This is a genomic window from Neobacillus sp. 114, from assembly GCF_030127045.1.
Taxonomy (GTDB): Bacteria; Bacillota; Bacilli; order Bacillales; family Cytobacillaceae; genus Neobacillus; species Neobacillus rhizophilus.
This window is the reverse complement of the sequence record NZ_CP126144.1, coordinates 5,160,478-5,185,088: the sequence shown is the minus strand read 5'-3', so window position 1 is coordinate 5,185,088 and position 24,611 is coordinate 5,160,478. Positions and strand designations below refer to the sequence as shown.

General features: G+C 40.7%; 25 protein-coding genes. 19 read left to right on the top strand and 6 right to left on the bottom strand.

What is annotated here, in order from left to right; translation table 11 throughout:
- Positions 1-139: 139 nt before the first annotated feature.
- Positions 140-946, top strand: a complete 807-nt coding sequence (gene speD, locus QNN06_RS25430) for an adenosylmethionine decarboxylase (RefSeq protein WP_213119857.1) — start codon at positions 140-142, stop codon at positions 944-946.
- A gap of 685 nt (positions 947-1,631) precedes the next feature.
- Here the strand turns inward: speD and QNN06_RS25425 are convergent.
- Entirely contained in the window at positions 1,632-2,384 is a 753-nt protein-coding gene (locus QNN06_RS25425; protein WP_213119858.1) for an AAA family ATPase, read from the bottom strand.
- A gap of 105 nt (positions 2,385-2,489) precedes the next feature.
- Between QNN06_RS25425 and QNN06_RS25420 the strand changes: the two genes are divergently transcribed.
- Positions 2,490-2,927: a DUF2935 domain-containing protein gene (locus QNN06_RS25420; RefSeq protein WP_284036183.1), complete on the top strand. Its 438-nt coding sequence runs from the start codon at positions 2,490-2,492 to the stop codon at positions 2,925-2,927.
- Positions 2,928-2,989: 62 nt separating this feature from the next.
- On the opposite strand, the gene QNN06_RS25415 is transcribed toward QNN06_RS25420, so the two are convergent.
- Positions 2,990-4,360, bottom strand: a complete 1,371-nt coding sequence (locus tag QNN06_RS25415) for an amino acid permease (protein ID WP_213119860.1) — start codon at positions 4,358-4,360, stop codon at positions 2,990-2,992.
- 220 nt (positions 4,361-4,580) lie between these two features.
- Positions 4,581-4,802, bottom strand: coding sequence for a DeoR family transcriptional regulator (locus QNN06_RS25410; protein WP_173058944.1), 222 nt, complete (start codon positions 4,800-4,802; stop codon positions 4,581-4,583).
- A 456-nt stretch (positions 4,803-5,258) separates the two neighbouring features.
- Here QNN06_RS25410 and dat point away from each other — a divergent pair, with 456 nt between their 5' ends.
- Positions 5,259-6,113 carry a D-amino-acid transaminase gene (dat, locus tag QNN06_RS25405; protein WP_284036182.1) on the top strand — a complete coding sequence of 285 codons (855 nt, stop codon included), beginning with the start codon at positions 5,259-5,261 and terminating at the stop codon, positions 6,111-6,113.
- A 159-nt stretch (positions 6,114-6,272) separates the two neighbouring features.
- Here dat and cysK read toward each other — a convergent pair whose 3' ends face one another.
- Positions 6,273-7,202, bottom strand: a complete 930-nt coding sequence (gene cysK / locus QNN06_RS25400; RefSeq protein WP_284036181.1) for a cysteine synthase A — start codon at positions 7,200-7,202, stop codon at positions 6,273-6,275.
- A gap of 147 nt (positions 7,203-7,349) precedes the next feature.
- Here cysK and thpR point away from each other — a divergent pair, with 147 nt between their 5' ends.
- From thpR to QNN06_RS25380, 4 genes are all read left to right on the top strand, one after another.
- On the top strand, positions 7,350-7,919 hold the full coding sequence (gene thpR / locus QNN06_RS25395) for an RNA 2',3'-cyclic phosphodiesterase (RefSeq protein ID WP_284036180.1): 570 nt from the start codon (positions 7,350-7,352) through the stop codon (positions 7,917-7,919).
- A gap of 17 nt (positions 7,920-7,936) precedes the next feature.
- Positions 7,937-8,920 carry a diacylglycerol/lipid kinase family protein gene (locus QNN06_RS25390; RefSeq protein WP_284036179.1) on the top strand — a complete coding sequence of 328 codons (984 nt, stop codon included), beginning with the start codon at positions 7,937-7,939 and terminating at the stop codon, positions 8,918-8,920.
- Positions 8,907-11,042: a type I pullulanase gene (gene pulA / locus QNN06_RS25385; protein ID WP_284036178.1), complete on the top strand. Its 2,136-nt coding sequence runs from the start codon at positions 8,907-8,909 to the stop codon at positions 11,040-11,042. The genes QNN06_RS25390 and pulA overlap by 14 nt, the downstream gene beginning before the upstream one ends.
- Before the next feature lie 192 nt (positions 11,043-11,234).
- On the top strand, positions 11,235-12,008 hold the full coding sequence (locus QNN06_RS25380) for a phosphotransferase (RefSeq protein WP_284036177.1): 774 nt from the start codon (positions 11,235-11,237) through the stop codon (positions 12,006-12,008).
- Here the strand turns inward: QNN06_RS25380 and QNN06_RS25375 are convergent.
- Entirely contained in the window at positions 12,005-12,283 is a 279-nt protein-coding gene (locus tag QNN06_RS25375; protein ID WP_213119866.1) for a YtzH-like family protein, read from the bottom strand. The two genes, QNN06_RS25380 and QNN06_RS25375, sit on opposite strands and share 4 nt — an antisense overlap.
- 156 nt (positions 12,284-12,439) lie before the next feature.
- Between QNN06_RS25375 and trmB the strand changes: the two genes are divergently transcribed.
- Together trmB and QNN06_RS25365 are read left to right on the top strand one after the other, a co-directional pair.
- Positions 12,440-13,099: a tRNA (guanosine(46)-N7)-methyltransferase TrmB gene (trmB, locus tag QNN06_RS25370; RefSeq protein WP_213119867.1), complete on the top strand. Its 660-nt coding sequence runs from the start codon at positions 12,440-12,442 to the stop codon at positions 13,097-13,099.
- Positions 13,100-13,171: 72 nt separating this feature from the next.
- Positions 13,172-14,011, top strand: a complete 840-nt coding sequence (locus QNN06_RS25365; RefSeq protein WP_213119868.1) for a YtnP family quorum-quenching lactonase — start codon at positions 13,172-13,174, stop codon at positions 14,009-14,011.
- A gap of 46 nt (positions 14,012-14,057) precedes the next feature.
- Here the strand turns inward: QNN06_RS25365 and QNN06_RS25360 are convergent, their stop codons facing one another.
- Positions 14,058-14,387 carry a PepSY domain-containing protein gene (locus tag QNN06_RS25360; protein WP_284036176.1) on the bottom strand — a complete coding sequence of 110 codons (330 nt, stop codon included), beginning with the start codon at positions 14,385-14,387 and terminating at the stop codon, positions 14,058-14,060.
- A 182-nt stretch (positions 14,388-14,569) separates the two neighbouring features.
- Here QNN06_RS25360 and QNN06_RS25355 point away from each other — a divergent pair, with 182 nt between their 5' ends.
- From QNN06_RS25355 to ytxJ, 10 genes are all read left to right on the top strand, one after another.
- The gene (locus QNN06_RS25355; protein ID WP_213144577.1) at positions 14,570-15,643 is read left to right on the top strand and encodes a M42 family metallopeptidase; all 1,074 of its coding nucleotides are present in this window, start codon (positions 14,570-14,572) and stop codon (positions 15,641-15,643) included.
- Positions 15,644-15,707: 64 nt separating this feature from the next.
- Complete coding sequence (locus QNN06_RS25350) at positions 15,708-16,229, top strand: DUF84 family protein (RefSeq protein ID WP_284036175.1); 522 nt, start codon at positions 15,708-15,710, stop codon at positions 16,227-16,229.
- A 163-nt stretch (positions 16,230-16,392) separates the two neighbouring features.
- Positions 16,393-16,968: a hypothetical protein gene (locus QNN06_RS25345; protein WP_284036174.1), complete on the top strand. Its 576-nt coding sequence runs from the start codon at positions 16,393-16,395 to the stop codon at positions 16,966-16,968.
- A gap of 221 nt (positions 16,969-17,189) precedes the next feature.
- A complete protein-coding gene (locus QNN06_RS25340; protein ID WP_284036173.1) occupies positions 17,190-17,504 on the top strand; it encodes a thioredoxin family protein in 315 nt (104 codons plus the stop codon).
- Between the two features lie 87 nt (positions 17,505-17,591).
- Positions 17,592-18,386 (top strand): DUF1444 domain-containing protein, encoded by a 795-nt coding sequence (locus QNN06_RS25335; RefSeq protein ID WP_284036172.1) that lies wholly within the window; start codon positions 17,592-17,594, stop codon positions 18,384-18,386.
- A 209-nt stretch (positions 18,387-18,595) separates the two neighbouring features.
- The gene (locus tag QNN06_RS25330) at positions 18,596-21,115 is read left to right on the top strand and encodes a DNA translocase FtsK (protein ID WP_284036171.1); all 2,520 of its coding nucleotides are present in this window, start codon (positions 18,596-18,598) and stop codon (positions 21,113-21,115) included.
- Between the two features lie 386 nt (positions 21,116-21,501).
- Positions 21,502-22,803 (top strand): UDP-N-acetylmuramate--L-alanine ligase, encoded by a 1,302-nt coding sequence (gene murC / locus QNN06_RS25325; RefSeq protein ID WP_213119875.1) that lies wholly within the window; start codon positions 21,502-21,504, stop codon positions 22,801-22,803.
- A gap of 177 nt (positions 22,804-22,980) precedes the next feature.
- Positions 22,981-23,442 (top strand): DUF948 domain-containing protein, encoded by a 462-nt coding sequence (locus QNN06_RS25320; RefSeq protein ID WP_284036170.1) that lies wholly within the window; start codon positions 22,981-22,983, stop codon positions 23,440-23,442.
- 20 nt (positions 23,443-23,462) lie between these two features.
- Positions 23,463-23,927: a YtxH domain-containing protein gene (locus QNN06_RS25315; RefSeq protein ID WP_284036169.1), complete on the top strand. Its 465-nt coding sequence runs from the start codon at positions 23,463-23,465 to the stop codon at positions 23,925-23,927.
- Between the two features lie 89 nt (positions 23,928-24,016).
- Entirely contained in the window at positions 24,017-24,346 is a 330-nt protein-coding gene (gene ytxJ, locus QNN06_RS25310) for a bacillithiol system redox-active protein YtxJ (protein ID WP_284037980.1), read from the top strand.
- Positions 24,347-24,611 lie beyond the last annotated feature (265 nt).

Below are 24,611 nucleotides of genomic sequence, written 5' to 3'. Positions count from 1 at the left end.
AAATTAGGGTTTTCTTCAAAATAATAAAACAGTGGCAACACTTTGCACCTGTTTCTAATTGATAATTCCCATAAAAATGAGGATTAATGGGTAAATTAAAATTATTTATAAGCGAAAAAGGTCTTTAGGGGGAAGTGAAATGAAATTAACACATCAACAACGCATCGAATTACACGGCTTTAATAATTTGACGAAATCATTAAGTTTTAATATGTATGATATTTGTTATACGAGAACAAGAGAAGAGAGGGAAGCATATTTAAAATATATCGATGAGCAATACAGTGCCGAGCGGTTAACTGGGATATTAAAGGATGTAGCAGACATTATAGGAGCACATGTATTAAACATCGCGAGTCAGGATTTCGAGCCTGCGGGAGCAAGTGTCACGATCTTAGTATCGGAAGGCCCGGTTGAAAATGCGCCGTCTGAAATCTTTGAGGAATCACCTGGTCCGTTGATGGAATCTGTAGTCCTCCAATTAGATAAAAGTCATATTACGGTTCATACATACCCTGAATATCATCCTGACGAGGGAATCAGCACATTTCGAGCAGACATAGATGTTTCTACATGCGGAGAGATTTCGCCTCTTAAGGCGCTCCATTATTTAATCCGTTCCTTTGAAACGGACGTGATGACAATCGATTACCGTGTTCGAGGCTTTACGCGTGATAAGGATGGATATAAGCTGTTCATTGATCATGAAATTAGCTCCATCCAAAATTATATTCCTGAGGACGTCGGCGAAATGTTTGATATGATTGACGTGAATGTCTATCAAGAGAACATTTTTCACACCAAATGTAAGCTGAGGGAATTTGACCTTAATCATTATTTATTTGGCTATACAAAAGATAGATTGTCACCTGATGAGGTTATAGAAATTACGGAGCGAATTAAGTTTGAAATGGACGAGATTTTTTATGGGAAAAATATTATTTAAAACTGGAAAAAACAGTCACGTGGAAGATGTCTATGTGCCTAAAACGGCGGTTGAACTAGAAAAACGATCACGTAGAAGGGAGCTACGTGCCCGAAACGGCGGTTGAACTAGAAAAATGGTCACGTAGAAAGGAGCTACGTACCCGAAACGGCGGTTGAACTAGAAAAACGGTCACGTAGAAGGGAGCTACGTGCCCGAAACGGCGGTTGAACTAGAAAAACGGTCACGTAGAAGGGAGCTACGTGACCGAAACGGCGGTTGAACTAGAAAAATGGTCACGTAGAAAGGAGCTACGTGCCCGAAACGGCGGTTGAACTAGAAAAATGGTCACGTAGAAAGGAGCTACGTGCCCGAAACGGCGGTTGAACTAGAAAAACGGTCACGTAGAAGGGAGCTACGTGACCGAAACGGCGGTTGAACTAGAAAAACGGTCACGTAGAAGGGGGCTACGTGACCGAAATTGCGGTTGAACTAGAAAAACGGTCGCGTAGAAGGGAGCTACGTGCCCGAAACGGCGGTTGAACTAGAAAACAGTCACGTAGAAGGGAGCTACGTGCCCGAAACGGCGGTTGAACTGGAAAAACGGTCACGTAGAAAGCAGTCTACGTGACCGAAATGGTAGTGAATTAGAAAAACGGTCACATAGAAGAGGTACGAAACACGGTAAAAGCGAAAAATTTGAAATTTATTTATTCAATAAATGATGCAGCATCCTATTTTTATCCTCAAAAAACTGCTTCATAATCCGGTAATGGTTTGTGTTCTCAAGTCGGCTTTCTGTAATTCCTTCTTCAGTGAACTCGAAAATTTTAGCATCAGGGTATGCCATGATAATTGGTGAATGGGTCGCAATAATAAACTGGGAGTGTTCATTCACCAAATCATGAATCCTTGTCAGCATTGACATTTGCCTCAGGGGTGATAGAGCTGCCTCCGGCTCGTCCAAAATATAGATTCCATTGCCGCGAAAACGATGAAGGAACGTGGCAAAAAAAGCCTCACCATGAGACTGTTCATGCAGAGAAATACCCCCGAAAGAGTCAATCACCCGCCCACCAAGGATTTCACGGTCCATCTCTTCAATATTAGAAGCCACATTATAAAAGCTTTCCGCTCTTAGGAAAAAACCATCCCGCGGTTTTTCTGCGCCTTTAATAACTTTAAGATAATCCCCAAGTTCTGAATGGGAGTCATAGGTGGAAAAATTAAAATTGAAGGAACCGCCTTCCGGATTAAAGCCAAGTGCGACCGCAACGGCCTCTAATAATGTGGATTTACCCATGCCGTTTTCCCCGACAAGAAAAGTAACCTTTGGATGAAAAAATAGTTCATGCCAATTTTTTATGCACGACAGATTAAAAGGGTACCGATTGGATGAGGGTAATTCCTTTCTCATTAATCGAACGCTTCTGAGATATTGACTACCAATTAAACTCATATTTATAACCTCAAAATGACTTTTTCTCATTTTACCATTTTCGTACCAGGAATGTGCGAATAATTTAAAAGCCCATCCCATAGATTGTCAGGGGAGGGGATGTCAATGCAATTTTACTACGGGCAGCAAATGCCGTTAAGAATTTTAGACGAGGCGGAATTTTGGAAGCATCAGGAGGAAGAACATACCGTTGTTATCCGCGAGTTGGTGAAGGGGCTCGAGCCTGAGTTTGTTGATGCGTTGAAAAAATGGGAGGCAGCATTAGCTGAAACCCATCAGCAGGTTGTCCGCTACATTGAAACAGTCATTCGTTCAGGTGCCAATGTGACCAATGAATTGCACCAGCATGTCATCCAGCTGGTATCGTACTGCCTGCAGGAGAGCCTGTCCTTTATCAGGCTGTGTGAACAAATCAAAAACGAAAGTGCCGCCGTCAGCGGCAATCCTACCGCGAAGGTGGTCTTAGTCCATATTATCAGAGAATCGGAATACTTTACCGGGATTGCCCAGGCTTTACTTTATAATACTCAAAACGCAACTTAATCATATAAAGAAAAAGGCTGCCCCAATTGAGTCGTCATTCAACGACCTTTTGGGGCTGCCTTTTAAAATGTGCTAGATGGCTTTATGTTTAGATTAGTTCCTTTGTTTTGTGTAAAAAATGAAAGGATAACCAATACTCCAACAGTAATTACACAAACACTTGATCCAATTAAATTGTTAGGGTTAAGCAAAAATATAATAAAAATGGTACTTAGAGAAATAACAGCGAAAATGGTAGTGTATGGGAACCATTTTACTAGAAATCTCGGTTTTTCGTTATAATATGGACGGAGCTTTAGTTGCGCAAGGCAAATACTAATCCAAATTAACATGATTGTAAATCCGGGAATGGTCATTAGATAACTGATGACCTGGCTGGGTGTTAAATACGCAAGATAAACCCCCGCTGCAATAAAAGCACTTGTAATGGAGATCCCTGCAATAGGAATTCCGTTTGCGGATGTCCTGGCTAGTCCTTTCGGTGCTACACCACTTTGGGCCATTGAAAACAGTGTCCTTGAAGTTGCATAAATGCCAGAATTGGCAGCAGACAAAACGGCTGTTAACAAAACAAAATTCATGATATGGGCCGCACCCGGCAGTCCGGCGCTGCTGAATACTTGAACGAAGGGGCTGTCTTCCCCGGTAACACTATTCCAAGGCATAATCCCGCAAATAATAAGGATTGGAAAAATGTAAAAAATTATTACACGGAAAATGGCACCTTTAATAATTTGCGGCAGAACACGTTCGCTGTCCTTCGTTTCTGTAACGGCAACTCCAATTAGCTCTGCGCCTCCATATGAAAACATAACAACTAAAAAGGCGCTCATTATCCCGCCAATACCATTTGGAATAAATCCTCCGTTTGCTGTATAATTTGCTAACGGTTCATGTACCGTGCTTGGAATAAACCCAAAAATCAGCAACGCTCCTAATATAATAAATGCTACTAAGGCAAGGATTTTGATTCCGGCAAACCAAAATTCAAGTTCACCATAATATTTTACTTGAAAAAGATTGATCCCGACTATTACCGCTGCGCATATAAAACTTAGTAGCCATAGTGGGGCAGCCGGAAACCAAAATTGCAAGAAGCTTCCTGCTGCCAGCAATTCAACTATGGTCACAAGAATCCAGTTAATCCAATAAAGCCAGCCGACAATAAATGAAAAGCGGAATCCAAAGGCTTTATGGACAAGATGCTGGACATTGTGATTGGGATTTGCCAGCGCCATTTCCCCCAAAGCCGCCATAACGATAAATAATAGCAGACCGCCAATTAAATAGGTGATCACAACACTCGGCCCGGCAATATGCAACGTATCAGAGCTTCCTTTAAAAATACCCGTTCCAATCATTCCTGCTAATGCCATAAACTGTACATGCCTCGGCAGCAGCCCTTTTTTTAAATCCTGTTGACTTTTTTTCACAATAATCCGACCTACTTTTTCTTTTTTACTTAAACGCTTTTAAGTGTTAAAGTATTTTATACTAATATATCATTTTTTCTCATTTTGTCAAAAGAAAATTATTCTAGTAGAGTAATTTTAGTGCGAATTCTAGACCGAAAGTGATGAAAAAATAAAACAGCACAAGGGTATTTTTTCCCCTGTGCTGTTTTTATGATCATATAGAATTTTAGTTGATAATTTAAGATGACATCTTCACTTTCTTTTCTGTTGTTGTCCATTTTCCGCGGCTTGGGCTGATTACCAAGTCATTGTAGGCTAAGACATTTAAATCTCGTTGTATGGTGCGAGGAGTGATACCAAATTCCTCTACAAGTTCCTGCGTTGTGACAGTGCCGTTATTGCGGATAAACATGTAGATACATTTGATGCGGTTTAACATCCGGTTAGTTGAAGGTTTCAAAGAACCACTCCCTATCCTTTTTTCAAACCTATGGCTTAATCCCTCTACCGACAGCCTCTTTGAAGAAGATTCTTCAACATATGTAGTTTTCTTTTCCGCGCAGACATCTCCTTTTTTGGAATCATTGAAGTGGTACTTAGATGTCATACATCTAACCATATTGTACCCATAATTTCAGAAAATTTCTACCACAATAGTAAAGTTTACGTAAAAATGCATACAAGGTTTCAAATTTTTAAGATTTTCTGCCTCCTTTTTTATTTTCATACTATAAGTTATGGGTATACATGTTTAGATTATGATAATTTTTTGAATTTTTAGTAAAAACACCTCAAGAAAAAAGGTAAATAGGATGTCCGTGACTTCGTTTTTTACGAAAATATTGGTAAGATATTTTCAGGAAGAATAATTAGGAATGAAAACATTAGTAAAATAGTATAAAAAGGAGTATTGGATATGACTTATACAATTTTAAATGGTACGCTGATAGACCGGTCAGAAGCTAAGGTCGACATTGAAGACCGCGGCTATCAATTTGGCGATGGAGTATATGAGGTCATTCGCGTCTATAACGGAAAAATGTTTACCATTAAGGAGCACTTGGCACGCTTCGAAAAAAGTTCAGAAAGTATTGGCATAACGCTCCCATACTCTACAGAACAATTATCAGAATTGCTGGAGGAATTGGTTGGAAAGAATAGGCTGCATACCGGCATCGTTTATATGCAGGTTACTAGGGGTGTGGCACCTCGTAATCATTCTTTTCCGGCAAAAGAAGTGGTACCGGCCCTGACTGCATATACGAAGGAGCTTCCAAGGCCGGCTGAGAATTTGAAAAATGGTGTGAAAACGATACTTACAGAGGATATCCGCTGGCTTCGCTGTGACATAAAAAGCTTAAATTTACTTGGCAGTATCCTTGCCAAACAACAGGCCGCTGAGAAGGGCTGCTTTGAGGCAATCCTGCATCGTGGACAGGATGTGACTGAAGGAAGCTCTACTAATATTTTTATTGTGAAAAATGGCGTGATTATCACGCATCAATCGGATAATTTGATTTTAAAAGGGATTACCAAGGACGTTGTTTTACAGGTCTGTGCTGCCAACAATATCTCGGTTAAGGAACAGACATTTAGGCTGGATGAATTGGCTGCTGCTGATGAAGTGTTCTTATCAAGTACAACAGGTGAGGTTATGCCAATCATTGAAGTGGCGGGTAAAAAGGTTGGAAACGGGGTTCCCGGCCCGTTAACGAGCAGATTACAGGATTTATTTACTCAAGAAATTGAAAAACAATGCGGTGAGTTATAAGGGAAAGACGTGGAAATAGGGTCCACGTCTTTTTAAATTAGAGAAAAATCTGCTTTCGAGAATAAATTTGATTTATCCGAGAGTAAATCAGGCTTATGCGAGAGTAAACCCGTCTCATCCGAGAGTAAACCGGGTTGTCCAATCATGAGGCCGTAGGGATTAAAACTGAAACAAGTCACTCGATAAATACCGTTCTCCTGTATCACATGCGATGCAGATAACGATTTCATCAGGAGTTAAACGCTTGGCAACCTGTAGAGCGGCAAAGCAGGCTCCGCCTGATGACGGGCCGACGAGTATTCCTTCCTCCGTCGCTAATCTCCGCGCAATATCGTAGGCATCTTCATCGCTAATTTGATGAATTTCATCATAAACATCTTGATTCAGAATCTCCGGAATAAATCCTGGACTTGTTCCGACAAGCTTGTGTTTTCCTGGTTTGCCCCCTGATAAAACAGGCGAACCCTTTGGTTCGACGACGTGAACGGTTATATTAGCAAAATGCTCCTTTAACACTTCACCAGTCCCGGTAATCGTACCACCTGTTCCTGCTGTTGCAACAAACGCACCAAGCGGCTTGCCAATTTCTTTAACAGCATTGACAATCTCCAAAGCCGTGGAAGTCCGATGTGCATTGGGATTTGCTTCATTCTCAAACTGCATCGGAATAAAACTGTTTGGTATTTCAGCGGCAAGCTCTTGCGCCTTCCTGATGGCACCTTGCATTTTTTCATCTCCTGGGGTAAGCACAACCTCAGCCCCGTAAGCTTTTAAAATATTAATGCGTTCCTGGGTCATAGTATCAGGCATGATAATAATGGCTTTATATCCGCGTGCCGCTGCATTCATGGCCAGCCCAATTCCTGTGTTGCCGCTTGTCGGCTCAATGATTGTTGCACCCGGAGTTAACTTTCCTGCCTTCTCTGCTTCTGCAATCATATTGAAAGCAGCTCGGTCCTTTACACTTTTACTTGGATTAAAATACTCCAGCTTCAAATAAACTGAGGCCCCGTCTCTAGGAGCAATCCGATTGAGTTTGACTAATGGTGTTTCTCCAATTAAATCTGCAATATTATTGACAACTTTCACTATAGGGACCATCCTTTCCTTTACTTCTAATTTCTATAATAAATAAAAATAATTTCAATGTAAAAAATATCGGATAATCTTTGTTGCAAAATAGATATAATGAGAAGAAAAAATACTAAAATGGAAATAAAGGAATGAAAAAAGCCAGTGGAATATCAAACTCACTTTTTCTATGCTATAAGGATTCCTGAAGAAACGAAAGGAATTCTGAAAAATCACATAGAACAATTAAGGACAGCGCTTCCTTTCCAGCGTTGGGTGCACCATCTGGACATGCACATCACAATGGCGTTTCTTGGGGCTGCTCCAGCTGACAAGCTTGAAGCTTCCGTAAACAATGTAAAATCAGCCATAAAATCTGAACAAGCATTTACGCTTAAAATTAATGACCTGGGGATATTCGGTGCGAAAGATTCCCCGCGAGTGTTTTGGGCGGACACAGAAGAAAGCCCCGAGCTGCAAGCCCTTAGAAATAAAGTATTCCAAGCATGTGAGGAAGCTGGATTTGCGCTTGAAAAAAGGCCGTTTCGCCCACATATCACAATGGCAAGAAAATGGCGTGGAGACGTTCCCTTCCAAAAAGAGCAGCTCACAATTTGGAAAGAGCTTCAGCCCGAACCACTCCCTTTTCTAGCTGGAAAAGTGGTGTTATATCAAACCCATCTCAACCAAACACCGAAATATGAAGCCATTAAACTTTTTCCTTTACAAACATAAAAAAAGGTTGGTTATATATGAAAGAATTATACTTTGTGATAAATCCTAAAGCCGGCAATGGCCATTGTTATAAAATTTGGCGAAAAATTGAGCTGAAGTTGAAGTCAGAGGAAATTTCTTATTTGGCTTTTTTTACGGAGTATTCTGGACATGCTAGAAAACTGGCTGCGCAAATTGCGGCCAAGAATAACCATTCTAAAATCGTCGTTGCCGTCGGAGGTGACGGGACACTTCATGAAGTGTTGAATGGAATCATTAACCATCCAACTATTACGTTGGGATTTATACCCGGCGGATCGGGAAATGATTTTTCTAGAGGATTTCAAATTCCAAAGGACCCAGCTGCCGCCCTAAAAGTGATGCTCCGTCTGATGAAAAGCGATGCTCCATTGATGGATGCCGGGAAAATTACGATGCAGGACAAGTCCGAGCAATATTTTATTAATAATATGGGGGCTGGATTTGATGCATTAATTGCATATCAGGTCAATCATTCGCGGGTAAAAGCCCTGCTAAACAAATTTTCTTTGGGCCGTCTGGTTTATGTTTATTTTCTTCTGAAAGAACTATTTTGTTATAAAACTTCTACAATTGATTTATCAATTGACGGCAAAGAGCATAAATTTAAACAAACATGGTTTGTGACTGTCTCCAACCAGCCCTTCTATGGGGGCGGAATGAAAATTGCACCTGCAGCTGAACCACAGGATGGTTTACTTGATATTACAGTGGTTCATGAGTTATCAAGATTGAAGCTTTTAATTGTTTTTATCAGTGTTTTTTGGGGGAAGCATATTTATTTCAAAGAGGTAAAATCATTTCAAGGAAGAGCAATAACAATTCGTTCAGATGTGAAACTCTATGTTCATGGGGACGGGGAGCATGTTGGACATATTCCATTAAAGGCAGAGATTGTTCCGAAAGCGTTACAAGTGTTAACGCGAATGCGCTATAAGGACGAAGTTGATTTGAAAGAGAGGGACTCGAATGGAATCCATTAAAAGGATCTTTCAGGCCTACTTGGATGAAATGACCATTATTACGATACTTCTTCCCCTTTCCTACCGCAATGGCCAGTCATCTTCATTTTCTTTAATCTGCGGTGCGGAAAAGAGTCCTTTGAACATCATCGATAAAATCCCTATTGAAAATTATCTGAAATACACTTGCCGGTTAGCTAATGAGACTTGTTTTGGCAAAGAATATGTGATTGCTGATGACCATGGCGGCAGGACGGACCTTCAAATAGGGGCAGTTATTCGGACAGAAGCTTTTGATAATAAGTTTTATTATGAAGGAAATGATTTGGGGGTTACGTATCAACGTGATAGGTCCCAAATTAAATTATGGGCTCCGACTGCCACGCAAGTGAAATTAAAATTACGCCACCCCGCCACCCAGTATGCGGAAATTATAAAAATGAAGCTTGGGGACCGAGGCGTATGGTGTTTAGATATTAATCGCGACTTGGAATTGTATCAATATAGCTTCTTGGTACAGGTTAACAAAACATGGCGGGAAGCAGTGGATCCGTATGCCCAGGCGGTATCAGCCAATGGGGAGCATGGAGTTATTGTTAGTATAGAGAAAACAGGGCGGCCAAAGGTAGAGGTGCCGCCGATGACCAGTCCTGTTGAGACAATCATTTATGAAGCCCATATCCGTGACTTTACGATACACCCTCAAAGTGGTGCGAAAAATAAAGGACTATATCTTGGTGCTGGTGAACTAAATACCAAAGGGGTGGATGGAGAACCCACAGGACTATCCTATGTAAAGGAATTGGGCATTACCCATCTTGAACTCCTTCCTTTCCACGATTTCGCAGGAGTTGATGAATGGAATCCAGACAAAGAGTATAACTGGGGTTATAACCCGCTCCATTTTAATGCTCCGGAAGGCAGCTATTCCACCAATCCCTCTGACCCGTATTCTCGGATATCCGAATTAAAAGATTTAATTGACCAAATTCACCGAATTGGCCTCAGGGTCATTATGGATGTTGTTTATAATCATGTCTATATTCGTGAAGAATCCTCTTTTGAAAAAATTGTTCCCGGCTACTACTTCCGGCACAACGAAATCGGCCTTCCTGCCAATGGAACAGGTGTGGGAAATGACATTGCCTCAGAGAGGAAAATGGTGCGAAAATTTATTGTTGACTCCATCCGCTACTGGCTGAAGGAATATCATGTTGACGGTTTCCGCTTTGATTTAATGGGAATTTTGGACATTGAAACGATGAACGAGGTTAGGAAAGTATGTGACAGCTATGCAAATGGCATTATCATCCTCGGTGAGGGATGGAACTTAAATACCCCGCTTCCTTTTCAGAAAAAGGCAATTATCCCAAATCAGGCAAAGCTGCCCGAAATTGCGCAGTTCAATGACCAGTTTCGCGATACCATCAAGGGGAGTACCTTTAATATATTGGATAAAGGATATGCTTTAGGGAATAAACAATATCTTGAAGCGGCCTTTGAAATGATTACTGGAAGTATTGGATTTAGGGCCAAAGGGGCAGGAATCTTTAATGAACCAGTCCAATCTGTCAATTATGTGGAATGCCATGATAATCATACCCTATGGGATAAGCTACAATCTTGTCTGCCGGATGTCGATGATGCTGTAAGAATGAGGTATCATCGTCTTGCCACAGGGATCGTTCTTCTCGCGCAGGGAATTCCTTTCCTTCACAGCGGTCAGGAATTTTTTCGAACAAAACAAGGTGATGGTAACAGTTACCGATCTCCAGATACCATAAACCAACTGGATTGGAATCGCAAAAGTCAATTTAAAGAAAATGTAGATTATATAAAAGGGCTTATTCAAATCAGAAAAGAATACCCTTGTTTCCGGTTAAGAACAGCAGCAGAAATTCGCAATCAAGTAAGCAGGTTGCCACTTCCATCGCCGATTTTGGGATGCTCTTTTCAACAGGGAGATTCTGTTTTTATTGTAATCACAAATCCTTCATTATCTTCTCATAAGGTTAGTATTCTAAACGGGGAATGGAGCGTTTTAGCCGACAGAGATACTGCCGGTATTATAGCAAAAAAAGTTTTTCAAGGCGGAGAAATTCAGGTAGAACCTATATCGTTAAATGTTTTAGTAAAAAAATAGTTTTCCAGGATTACTTGACGAAAAATAGCAATAGGAGATAAAATTTATTAAGATGGCTATTGTATGCTATTAATCAATAGCTTTTTTTTATTAATAAAATAATTCGTAAAACCTTCGCACGTCTTGGTTTTACTTCTGATTTAGATGAGGGCCCCATCCTCAAAGAACGGCATAAGTTGAAGGTGAACAGTTTTGGAACATATATTAGGACAAGAGTGGGAAATTATTCCTGCCGGCGGGGCCACCGGAGAGGCCTTTTATGCGAGGCATGAGGACCAACGGCTTTTTTTGAAGCGAAATTCGTCTCCATTCCTTGCAGTACTTTCGGCAGAGGGAATTGTCCCAAAGCTTGTTTGGACAAAACGATTGGAAAATGGAGATGTCATTACAGCCCAGCAATGGCTTGAAGGCAGGGAACTGAAATCAACGGAAATGAATCAAGAGGTTGTTGCTAAGCTTCTTAAGAAAATTCATCGTTCTGAGCCCATGCTTGGAATGCTGAGCAGACTGGAAAAATCACCATTGCAGCCTGAAACGATCTTTCAATCGGTGGTCTCTGGACTGGATGAAAAACTATTAATCCTTCCGGAATTTCAAGAAACACTCAGCTTTTTAAAAAAAGAAGCGAAAAACGTTCATTGTGAGGAAAAGGTCGTTTGCCACGGTGACGTCAATCATAATAACTGGCTTTGGACAGATGACAATCAGTTGTACCTCATTGATTGGGATGGGGCGATGATTGCGGACCCTGCCATTGACTTAGGAATGCTCCTTTATTGGTACATTCCTGAAGAAAATTGGCAGGATTGGCTGAAAATGTACGGGGAAAACTTAACCGACGATTTGAAACTTAGAATGCAATGGTATGTGGCATTGCAGACCTTATCTTCTATCCAATTTTATAAAAATAAACATCGTATGGATGAGATGAATAAGTGGATTCAATTCTTAAGGAACATACTTTAAGAAAATTGCCCAATATCATCTACCCATTGTGACAGGTTTTCTTGATGGGCTGTAATATGCCCGTCTAAATCTGCGGTTTGCGCTCCTGTCTGGCTGTAATGGTAAACTTCCTGTAAGATAGATTTGACATTTTGATCAACCTGATTGTTTACCATTAAGGATTTGATTAATCGTTCCAATTGTTCACATTCGGCAACGGACCCGCAGCAATCTGTTTGATGATTGCTTAATATATCTTTGAGCAAGGTTACTTGGTCATGATGACTTAATGGCATAAAAAGCACACCCTTTCAAGTGGGAATGAAAAAAGAATTCACAGTTAGGTTGTGAATTCTTTTTTTATTTATTCACCAGCATCACGGTTTTACTTGCAAGACAAAAATGAGCATGCTATGTATTAAACGATAATATTTTTTAGGAGTGGCAAATAAATGAGACTCAGAAATAAACCTTGGGCAAAGGATAAAATAGATCAGTATCCGCAATATGCAGTCCCAAATCCGGAATTAAACAAAGGGAAATGGGATGAAGTGTTTGAAAATAACAACCCTCTTCATATAGAAGTTGGCACTGGCAAAGGGCGGTTCATAACTGAAATGGCCAAGGCCCATCCCGATATTAATTATATTGGAATTGAACTATATGATAGTGTGATTGTGGCGGCTTTGGATCGTTTGATTGAAGCGGAATTACCCAATGTAAAGCTTCTTAATATCAATGCTGCAGAATTGGATAAATATTTTGCCAAGAATGATGTGGACCGGGTTTATTTAAATTTTTCAGATCCGTGGCCCAAGACTCGTCATGAAAAAAGAAGATTAACCTACAAGGAATTTCTTAAATCTTATGAGAATATTCTCGTCGATGGCGGGGAAATTCATTTCAAAACGGACAATCAAGGTCTGTTTGAGTATTCCTTAATGAGTTTTTCTGAATATGGATTGTTATTAAAGTTCCTTAGCCTTGACCTTCACAAAAGTGATTTTGAAGGAAATATCATGACCGAGTATGAACAGAAATTTTCCGAAAAAGGCAATCGAATTTATCGCTGTGAAGTGAAATATCAGAATGATACTGAGGGGCAGTCTTAAAAAGACTGTCCTCTTTTAATTTTCATACAATTCCGGTAATGGTAAACTATAGAAAAGGGAAGGAGAGGAAACATGCAATCATTGAAAATTGGTAATGTTACTTTGACTTGGGTTTCAGGAGGGGTTACGAATTTGGATGGCGGGGCCATGTTTGGTGTGGTTCCAAAACCGTTGTGGTCAAGAAAATACCCTGCGAATGAGAATAACCAAATTGAATTGCCAACAGATCCAATCTTAATTCAATTTGATGGAAAAAATCTGCTGGTGGAATCTGGACTTGGCAGCGGAAAATTGACTGAAAAGCAATTGAGAAACTTTGGCGTTACGAAGGAATCCGAACTTGACGCCTCTTTAGAAAAAATAGGTCTAACCCCGAAAGACATCGATTATGTGTTAATGACCCATCTTCACTTTGATCATGCTGGCGGATTGACTAAGCTTGTCAACGGGGAGTACGTATCAACATTCCCAAATGCCCAGATTATAGCATCGAAGATAGAATGGGATGAAATGAGACAACCCAATATTCGTTCAAAAAATACATACTGGAAGGAAAATTGGGAGGCGGTACAAACGCAGGTTGTTACCTTTGAGGAGACGTGGAGCTTGGGGCCGATTCAAATGTTTCACACCGGAGGGCACAGCAATGGGCATTCGATCCTTATAATTGAGGATGGAGGCGAAACAGCCATTCACATGGCTGACTTAATGGCTACCCACGCACATCAAAATGCTCTATGGGTAATGGCCTATGATGATTATCCAATGGACTCCATCCGGGCGAAGGAAAAATGGCTTCCATATGCACTCGAGAAAAATGCCTGGTTTACCTTTTACCATGATGCCTTTTACCGGGCTGTTAAATGGGGACCGGATCATAAAATAGCGGAAAGCATTAAAAGGGAAGTTTAATGCTTAATGAAAAATAGCCGTATCATTAAGATGCGGCTATTTTTCATTAAGACACCAAGTTCTCAGATAGCTTGCGGATATCCAAAATCGTTCCGGTTAAGGCATCGGCAATAAATTCATATTGTTCGTTGTTTCCATCATTATTTTTTGAAATACCGCCCTTATAGACCTGATATTGCACCTGATGCTGTTCATAAGGCTCCACTTTCATATGTATCCACGACCCATTGATTGGTCCGTTTTGTTTAAATTGTTCCTTCACATGCTCTAACACCTTTTCAGGTGAGACCTTGGTTTTTTGAGAAATAATCTGTTTCGCCGCATATCCCCCAACTATACCAACCGATACTCCGATTAAAAAAGACTTCCAGTTCATCACAAAGCCCCCTTTTCTTCAAAAAAATGCCAGAAATATTTCTCCTTTCAGTATATCGTATTTTAAAATAAGAAGATAATAATACCAATAGAAAAATGAAATATTGGAAAGCTGTTTATAACTTCTGTAAAATAAAAATGATACATAGTATGAGATAAAAAGACTAAAGGAGTTTTCTACATATGAATGAACAAACCTTGAAGCTTTTTCAAACCTTAACCGAGCTGCCTGGGGCTCCCGGTAATGAACATTTAGTCCGCAAATTTATGAAAGAACAGCTTTCGCAATATGCCGATGAAATAGTTCAGGATAAGCTTGGCAGTGTTTTCGGCGTGAAAAGAGGGAATGAAGCCGGCCCGACAATCATGGTCGCAGGGCATATGGATGAAGTTGGTTTTATGGTTACGGCCATCACCGAAAATGGAATGATCCGTTTCCAGACGCTTGGCGGTTGGTGGAGCCAGGTACTTCTCGCCCAGCGCGTCCAAGTCATGACAAAAAACGGCCCGGTCATCGGTGTTGTAGGATCCATCCCGCCGCATCTGTTGGATGAATCAAAGAAAAACAAACCGATGGAAATTAAGAATATGCTGATTGATATTGGGGCGGATAACCGTGAAGACGCTGAAAGAATCGGCATTAAGCCTGGGCAGGCCATCCTGCCTATTTGCCCGTTCACTCCAATGGCAAATGAAAAGAAAATTTTAGCGAAGGCATGGGACAACCGCTATGGCTGCGGTTTGGCGATTGAACTGCTTCAGGAGCTAAAAGATGAAACATTGCCTAATATTCTTTATTCGGGGGCAACGGTTCAAGAGGAAGTAGGCCTGCGCGGTGCTCAGACTGCCTCTAACATGATTAAGCCGGATCTCTTCTTTGCGCTTGATGCCAGCCCGGCCAATGATATGACTGGCGATAAAAATGAATTTGGTCAATTGGGCAAGGGAACATTATTGCGTATCCTTGATAAGTCAATGGTAACTCACCGTGGGATGAGGGAATTTGTTCTCGATATGGCCGAGACGCATAAGATTCCGTATCAATACTTTGTTTCACAAGGTGGAACAGATGCCGGCCGTGTTCACCTGTCAAATGAAGGGGTACCAAGCGCTGTTATCGGAATTTGCTCCCGTTACATCCATACCCACGCTTCCATCGTCCATGTCGATGACTACGCAGCGGCTAAGGAATTATTGGTTAAGCTAGTAAAGGCATGTGACAAAACAACTGTGGAAACAATTAAATCAAACAGCTAATTTTGCGGGGGCGTGATGTCACATCATGCCTCCTTTGCTGTATTTCTAAAAAGGAGCAACGAGCATGAAAATTATTATTGGATCAAAAAATCCTACCAAAATTACGGCGGTCAAAAATAGTTTTCAACACATGGAGGCAGAATTTATATCTTTAGACGTACATTCAGGGGTTAGCGAGCAGCCCTTCTCTGACGAAGAAACAATAAAAGGGGCGATCAACAGGGCGAAAGGCGCGCTTGAACAAGGAAATGGCGATATCGGCATCGGACTTGAGGGAGGCGTCCATGAAACTAACCATGGGCTTTTGCTTTGCAATTGGGGAGCGCTTGCCACCCTCGATATGGAGCCGATTGTAGCTGGCGGCGCAAGGTTTTTATTGCCCGAGGAAGTGGCAGTAAGATTAAGGGCTGGTGAAGAGCTTGGCCCGGTTATGGAGGATTACGCGAAAAAGAAAAACGTCAGCAAGCAGGAAGGTGCTGTCGGGGTCTTTACGAATGGAATGGTCAATCGGGCCGAGATGTTTACGCATGTTATGAAACTTTTAGTAGGGCAATTTACCTATCAGCAAAAATTAAAAGCACATTGAACTTCGAAAACTATCTAGCTTCAGCGCCTAGGGGCTCGGGGTCATAAGCCAATCCGTCAAGGAGGTTAAAAAGCAACCTCCTCGCCGGCTCGTCTTATGCCTGTCGCCCCTGGTCAAGGCGCTTCCGCTTTTATAATTTTCGACACTATTTTTCGACAAAGTCTTGTCATTTGAATATTCTGGCAGTTATTATGGAGATAGTATACAGTTTCCTAAGGAGGAGTTTAACCTGAGACTCTTTAAAGCCATTACTATTTTCTTATTATCTCTTGGATTATTAACTGCATGTGGAAATGCGAATTATAAAGAAGAAAGTAAAGCCGCAATTAAAACCGTAAACACAACCTTTCATGAGAAAGCAAAGAAGCCGACGAAAAAAAGCGATAAAATTCATTTTTACCTTCCGTTCGGATATGAAATTGATGACACCACACCGAATAATATCATTTTAAAAAATGGCTCGAAAACTTATATTCTGTTTGTGAATCCACAGGAAAGCGCATCTAGTAATGTGGTGTATAAAACGACAGTTGAACAGTATAAAAAACTGGATACAAATGAGAAATTCATAGACGATAAAATGTTCGGTTATTTGACAGTTAAAAAGCTAAAAGATGATATGAATGAAATGACCGTTGGTGTAGGAGGCGCGAAAATAACCACTCAGGTGAAAACTTCAAGCCTTGAAGAAGAAGCGAAAGCAATGACGCAAATAGTTCATTCGGTTACATACAAATAATAAAACGGAGGTAATCCCTTCGTTTTTTGTTTGGCTAATAAGAAAGTATAAGTGCAACTACGCCTCATGAACCGCCCTTAAGGAGTTCGCCAATCGGCGAGTTTTCTTTACCCTGGTTGGTTAAGATAATAGGGGATGTCCGATTGCATATTATTGGACTGAAAACGGGATGGATTGTTATGATTGAAAAAACATTCTTTCAATACGGGGGTCGTTAAATTATGAAACATTTAGAGTCCATGGAGCAATTTGAGCAATTGCGTGACCAGGGAAAAACGATTTTTATGTTCTCAGCTAATTGGTGTGGGGACTGCCGGTTTATTGAACCAGTCTTGCCAGAGATTGAGTCCAAATTCACGGAATATACCTTTATCCATGTAGACCGTGATCAATATATTGATTTATGCCAGCAGCTCGATGTTTTCGGGATCCCAAGTTTTATTGCCTACGAAAACGGAAAAGAACTGGGCCGCTTTGTTAGTAAAGACCGTAAAACACAAGAGGAAATCGAAAAATTTATTACAGGTTTAAAATAAATCAGCACAAGGCTCCATCTCCTTTTGGAGAAGGAGCCTTTTTATCTAATAAAGAAAACTACTCCTTTTAATGCCGGAGGGATATAAATGAAAATGGACAGTAAAAAGATGAAGCGAGAACTCGAATCGCGTTTAGATAAAGAAGATAGAGTAGTAACCTATGATCGCGATAAGGATCAGCTGCGTATTGAAAGCAAACGAACTGGAAAAGGGATTACGGTTGCTCTAGCAGGGATTGTGGCAAAATGGCACGATGAGAAGGATAAAGCGATCGACGAAGTTGTTTATTATGTGGAAGAAGGGCTTCGGGCCATGGAGGAAACAATTCAATTAACTGACCATGAGAAAAAAATCTTCCCAGTAATCCGTTCATCCTCTTTTCCGAAGGAAGCCGAAGAAGGGGTTCCATTCCTAATCGACGAACATACGGCGGAGACGAAAATTTATTATGCGTATGATATGGGGAAAACCTACCGCTTAATTGATTCCAGCATTATGCAAAAAGAAGGCTGGGATCCATTGAGGATTAAGGAAATTGCCTTATTTAACGCAAGATCGCTGACTACAACAGTGAAGGAAGACCAAGTAGCCGGAAACATTTTCTATTTTCTTAATACCAATGATGGGTATGATGCAAGCCGGATTTTAAATAAGGGATTCTTGAATGATATGGAGAAGCGGATTACCGGGACAATGGTTGTGGCCGTTCCTCACCAGGATGTCTTGATTATCGCCGATATCCGCAATGACAGAGGCTATGATGTAATGGCACAAATGGCGATGAGCTTTTTTGCCAGCGGCCGCGTTCCAATCACCGCCCTGTCGTTTTTATACGAAAAAGGTGAATTAGAACCAATTTTTATTTTAGGAAAAAATAAATAAAGGTATGGGATCACTTGGTGAGAGTGATCCTTTTTTCTGTGTCTCAAGAACGAAATTTTATATATTTTAGCAGTTTCTATAGAATAATGTCGAAAAAATAAAAAATGCTGATAAAATAGAGTGACAAGTAAATGAAAACTCGATGATAGGACGAAGACAGAGACGTAGTTGAATTTACGCTATTAGCTAAAATAGAAAGAGTGATAGTTTTGAGCTGGATCCAAAACTTTTTTCAAAAATTAAAGAAAGACGAGGAAGGCAAATTTGACAAGCACCCCGTTCATAATAATAAACCGGAAGTTCCAACATTTTTATCTCAAAGTGAAAGCACAAAAGATTTGGATGCAAGAGTTTCTTATCAATATCCTAAAAATACATTAAAGACTTCTTTAGAATTAAAAAAGCCGGTTGAAGAAAAACGGCCGAAAAAAAGGAAGGAAAGGGAGGCAGCCAACAGACCAACACAAGTTCAGAGCCAGGTTGAACTGAGTCCAATAGCACCTTCAAAGATGAAAACGGAACCGCTAAAGATAAAAACGGAACCTACAAAAAGAGCGCGAGGGCCGTTTCACCCAACCGAAATTCCTTCCCCAGTATTTGGCTTCAATCGGCCAAGAAAAACAGGCGCAGTTGTTGAACATGAATTGAGTCATTTTTTCAAGGAAGAAAATACAAGCCAGTCTACTCCGCTGCCGACGGAAGAGAATCCTACAATACCAATTTCAAATTTTGTCCCCAAAATATTGGAGACAGAAGATGAACTTAAAGAGACTGTTACCCTTGAGGAAATCCCTCTAGTTGACAATACATACTCCGACGAGATGGATAACAGCCCTGTTCTGAATGAGGAGTTTCAAGCACAAGCAGGCGAGGATGGTGAACTGCCACTTCAGATTGAAGAGAACCAAATTGAGGAATCTGAACTACCGCCACTTCTTATCGAAGAAAACCTAATCGAGGAATCAGAACTAGCACCACTTCGTATCGAAGAAGATCAATTCGAGGAATCTGAACCTCCTAAGCCTAAGCGTTCTCATCTTCCTTTCAACGTCATGATGTTAAAGCAGGATCGGGAAAAATGGGAAGTAAAGAAAAGAAGACTCGACGAAGAACGGCAAAAGCAGGCTTTAATTGCCGCTTCTCAACTTGAGCAAGTCGTGGAAAACAACAGCCTGCTTAAAGTGAACGAGGAACCGCAACAGCAGGAATCAATTAATACACAGCAAAAAGAAATAATCGTTGAAACCAATAGCCGTCGTGAAGAGCATAATGACCACCATATCCAAGAGATTGCCGCAGCAGGCGAATATCAATTCCCAATGGCGGATTTGCTAAATCCCCCTGTTTCCGAAATCATCGATACAAAATGGATGCTTTATCAAGAGGAATTGCTAAACCAAACCTTGCAAAACTTTAATGTTGGCGCAAATGTGGTGAATGTAACGCAAGGTCCGTCTGTTACCCGTTTTGAAGTACAGCCTGAGCCTGGTGTCAAAGTGAACAAGATTACCAATCTAAGTGATGATATCAAATTAAGTCTTGCTGCCAGGGATATCCGGATCGAAGCACCAATTCCGGGGAAACACACGATTGGAATCGAAGTGCCGAACCAACAGTCAAGGCCGGTGAGAATCAGCGAAATTATCGGCAGTGGCGTTTTCAGTGATACAGCATCCCCGTTAACGGTGGTGCTTGGCCTCGATATTGCCGGCAAGCCGATTGTGACAGATTTAAAGAAAATGCCCCACGGTCTGATTGCCGGGGCAACAGGATCCGGAAAAAGTGTCTGCATTAATTCGATTTTAGTTAGCTTATTATATAAAGCCAGTCCTGAAGATGTTAAGCTCATGCTAATTGACCCGAAAATGGTGGAGCTTGCACCATATAATCGGATTCCTCACCTAGTCAGCCCGGTTATTACCGATGTAAAGGCAGCAACCGCTGCGTTAAAATGGGCAGTCGATGAAATGGAAAGACGCTATGAGCTATTTGCCCATACCGGTGTCCGCGATATCAGCCGCTTTAATGAACTGGCCATGGAGCATAAAAGATATTCCGACAAGCTCCCATATATCGTCATTATTATTGATGAGCTGGCTGATTTAATGATGATGTCACCGGCTGATGTAGAGGAAGCCATTTGCCGGATAGCCCAAAAGGCAAGAGCGTGCGGTATCCATTTAATTATCGCAACGCAACGGCCGTCTGTGGATGTCATCACTGGTTTAATAAAAGCAAACGTCCCGACAAGGATTGCCTTTTCGGTCTCATCCCAAGTCGATTCGCGTACAATCATTGATATCAGCGGTGCTGAAAAGCTGCTTGGCCGCGGCGATATGCTCTTTTTGGAAAATGGCTCATCAAAGCCGGTCCGCTTGCAGGGCACATTTGTAACCGATGAAGAAATTGATGTGGTTGTCGCTCATGTAAGAGAACAGCGCGAGCCGGAATACTTATTTGTCCAGGAAGAACTTTTAAAAAAGGCCCAAATAACGGAGGAGGAAGACGAGTTGTTTTATGATGCCTGTGAATTTATCATCGAACAAGGAGCAGCATCCACTTCCAGCTTGCAGCGCCGCTTTAAAATTGGCTATAACCGGGCTGCACGCTTAATGGATATGCTTGAACAGCAGGGATATATTTCAGGTGCAAACGGAAGCAAGCCGCGGGAAGTGTTAATTAACGAAGCAGATTTGGAATCCATCCAGGATGCAAGTCTAAATATGTAAATATAGACAAATAATAAATGAAAACTCAGCGATTGGCGAGTCCGATAGGACGAAGACAGAGGTGTAGTTGAATTTATGCGTTCAGAATTTACGATAGTAAATTCTGATTAGCGAAATGAAAACTCAGCGATTGGCGAGTCCGATAGGACGAAGACAGAGTTGTAGTTGAACATATGCGTTCAAATTTACAACAGTAAATTCTAATTAGCGAATAGTACCATTGGAGCAATTCGGGTTCGAAAATAGTTTTTACGGATAAACAGTGATATAATATTGAAATATGTTCAGGAAAAGCAGGTGCGCAATTCCCCTGCTTTTTCAGATTAGCAAATACAGACAGATGTCATATACTGTTTTACAGATAGACGTTGGTTGGAGGTTCTTCTATGACAATTTACCATTTTGTCGGTATAAAGGGGTCTGGTATGAGTGCACTTGCACAAGTGCTCCACGATATGAAATTTCAGGTCCAAGGCTCCGATGTCGAAAAGCGCTTTTTTACTCAACTGGCCCTTGAACAATCGGGGATTAAAATACTCCCGTTCCAAAAAGAAAATATCGAGCCAGGGATGACAATCATTGCCGGGAACGCATTTCCTGATACGCATGAGGAAATTCAAGAGGCCATGAAACTAGGGCTTCCTATTATACGTTACCATCGCTTTTTAGGCGATTTTATGCAAAATTTCACCAGTATAGCCATCACAGGTGCCCATGGCAAAACATCCACCACGGGTCTGCTTTCGCATGTAATCGCAGGCGCGAAGCCTACTTCCTTTTTAATCGGTGACGGTACCGGTAAAGGACAAGAAGGTGCGGAGTATTTTGTTTTCGAGGCATGTGAGTATAGACGGCATTTTCTTTCCTACTTCCCTGATTATGCCATAATGACCAATATTGACTTTGATCATCCTGATTATTTTGCCAATATCGATGATGTATTTTCGGCTTTTCAGGAGTTGGCCTTCCAAGTGAAAAAAGGGATATTTGCTTATGGTGATGATGAGCAGCTTCAAAAAATTCAGGCAAAGGTTCCTGTCTTGTTTTATGGATTTGCGGAGGAAAATGACTATCAGGCCGCAAATATTGTGAAAACGACAGAAGGAACAAGCTTTGATGTATTTATTCGCAATACGTATTATGACACCTTTTCTATTCCAACATTCGGTGACCATAGTGTTCTAAATGCTCTAGCTGTCATTGGCGTTTGCCATTATGAAGATATTAATGTTGAAGTAGTGAAAGATCTTTTAACGACCTTCCAGGGAGTTAAGCGAAGATTTACGGAAAAAAGGATGGGTAACCAAATTTTAATTGACGATTATGCCCACCATCCGACAGAAATCAAAGCAACCATTGATGCAGCCATGCAAAAATATCCTGATCGTGAAATTGTTGCCGTGTTCCAGCCGCATACCTTTACAAGGACGCAGGCATTTTTAGAAGATTTTGCTGAGAGCCTAAGGCTGGCGGATAAAACTTATTTGTGTGAAATTTTTGGGTCAGCTCGTGAAAAACAAGGAAAGCTTTCTATTCACGACCTTGAGGAAAAAATCCCTGGTGCTGAAATTCTCACTGAAGAGACCACATATTTATTAGGGAATCATGATAATAGTGTCATCCTCTTTATGGGGGCTGGAGACATTCAGAAATTCCAGGAATCTTATGAAAAACAAATTGCTAAATAAGAAAAGGATTCCGCCAAGTGCGGCATCCTTTTTTCATATCAATAATATAAGGAAAATTTTTTAACAAATTGCAGGAAAACAAGACAAATCACTGGAAGTAGTATAAGATATGAACGAGGTTTAAACCAGAGTTTGAACGGCAATACATAATTAATAGGATATATCGGAGGTTTTACTATGATTTTGATTTTATACATAAGCGTGGCCTTGATTTCAGTAGCTTTTTTAGTGCTGGTTTTCTATTTATCAGCGACACTTAAATCCCTGAAAATTACCCTTACGAGTGTTTCGGACACTTTAAAGGGACTGGAAAAACAGGTTAAAGGTGTAACAAGTGAAACAACCCAGCTCTTACAAAAAACAAATGCCCTTGCCGAAGATTTGAAAGATAAATCTGTGCGCTTAAATAGTGTCGTCGATTCTGTTAAAGAGGTTGGAACCTCAGTCAGGAAATTTAACGGAACATTAAAGAATATTACGAATACAATTGACGAGCAAGTAGAAGAGAGCAAAGAAAAAGTTTCGCAAATTATTCAGTGGAGTAATGTATTTTTTGAATTAAAAGACATGTGGCAGGCTCGTAAGGAAGCCAAAAATGAAGAAACCATTTATGAAAGGCAAAAGGAACGTTCACATTAAAAAGGAGGAGTGAAGGTATTATGACAAAAAGAGAGTATGAATCACGTGAAACCAATCAAGTTCGAAGCGACGAATCTGGCGGCAGCAGTTTTCTGCTGGGCGTTATCGTTGGCGGTCTGGCGGGTGCGGCAGCGGCGCTGCTCTTAGGTACAAAAAAGGGACAGGAATTTCGCCACACACTTTCTGACCAAACGGGATCTCTTCTTGATAAGTCTTCACCGCTAAGGGAAAATGTAAAGTCCAAAACCATCTCACTTACCCAGGGGCTTGCCCAGCAATCCTCTAATCTAGTGAATAAAGTGAAAGGGAAATCAGATAGCACATTTGAGCAGCATGAGGATTCCGAAACCACCTATATTTCGATTAAAGGTTCAAACGAAAAAACGGCATCAACAAAAGCTTCTGCAAATAGCGATGAAATTCGAAAAAAATTAGAGGAAGCTCAAAAAGCACTAGAGGAAGAAGAAAGCAGGGTTAGGATTTAAAGGGAATGTAAGTCATACTGTTTGTGAAACATTACGGTGAAGTGTTAAAATTACTTCACCGTTTATTACTTTCTGGAGGTAAAATTATGCTGAAAAAAATTGATTCAATTAAAGAGTTTACGGAATTACTAAATAAAGAAAATTCATTTTATCTATTAAAGCACAGCTTAACTTGCCCAATCAGCCAAGCAGCCTACAATGAATACGAGAAATTTTCGAATGAACATGAAAATATCCCAACTTACTATTTGGCAGTCCAAGATTCCCGCCCATTATCAAACGAAATCGCTGAACAATTTCAAATTAAGCACGAATCTCCACAAGCCATTCTTTTTGCTGATGGGAAACCATCGTGGAGTGCTTCACACTGGAAAATAACAAATCGTTCTTTGGCACAAGCTATTCCCGTGCAGGAATAAAAAATAGTTCCATGTTGCCACAAAACAGTCACCTTTTTCCAAAAAACACATATATTACTTTAATATATATCAAAAAATACTTTAATGCATAAAAGCTTAAAAGCGTTTAATCATTAAAGAAAAAAGTGATGACAAAGAAATTTATTTCGGCTATAATAAACCCTAATTATAAAAAAGTTTATAATTTTTAAAAATCTTTGATTGTGAGGCAGTAAACTTAATCCTATTTAAAAAAGATAACTTTACTTAGGAATAAATGCCGACA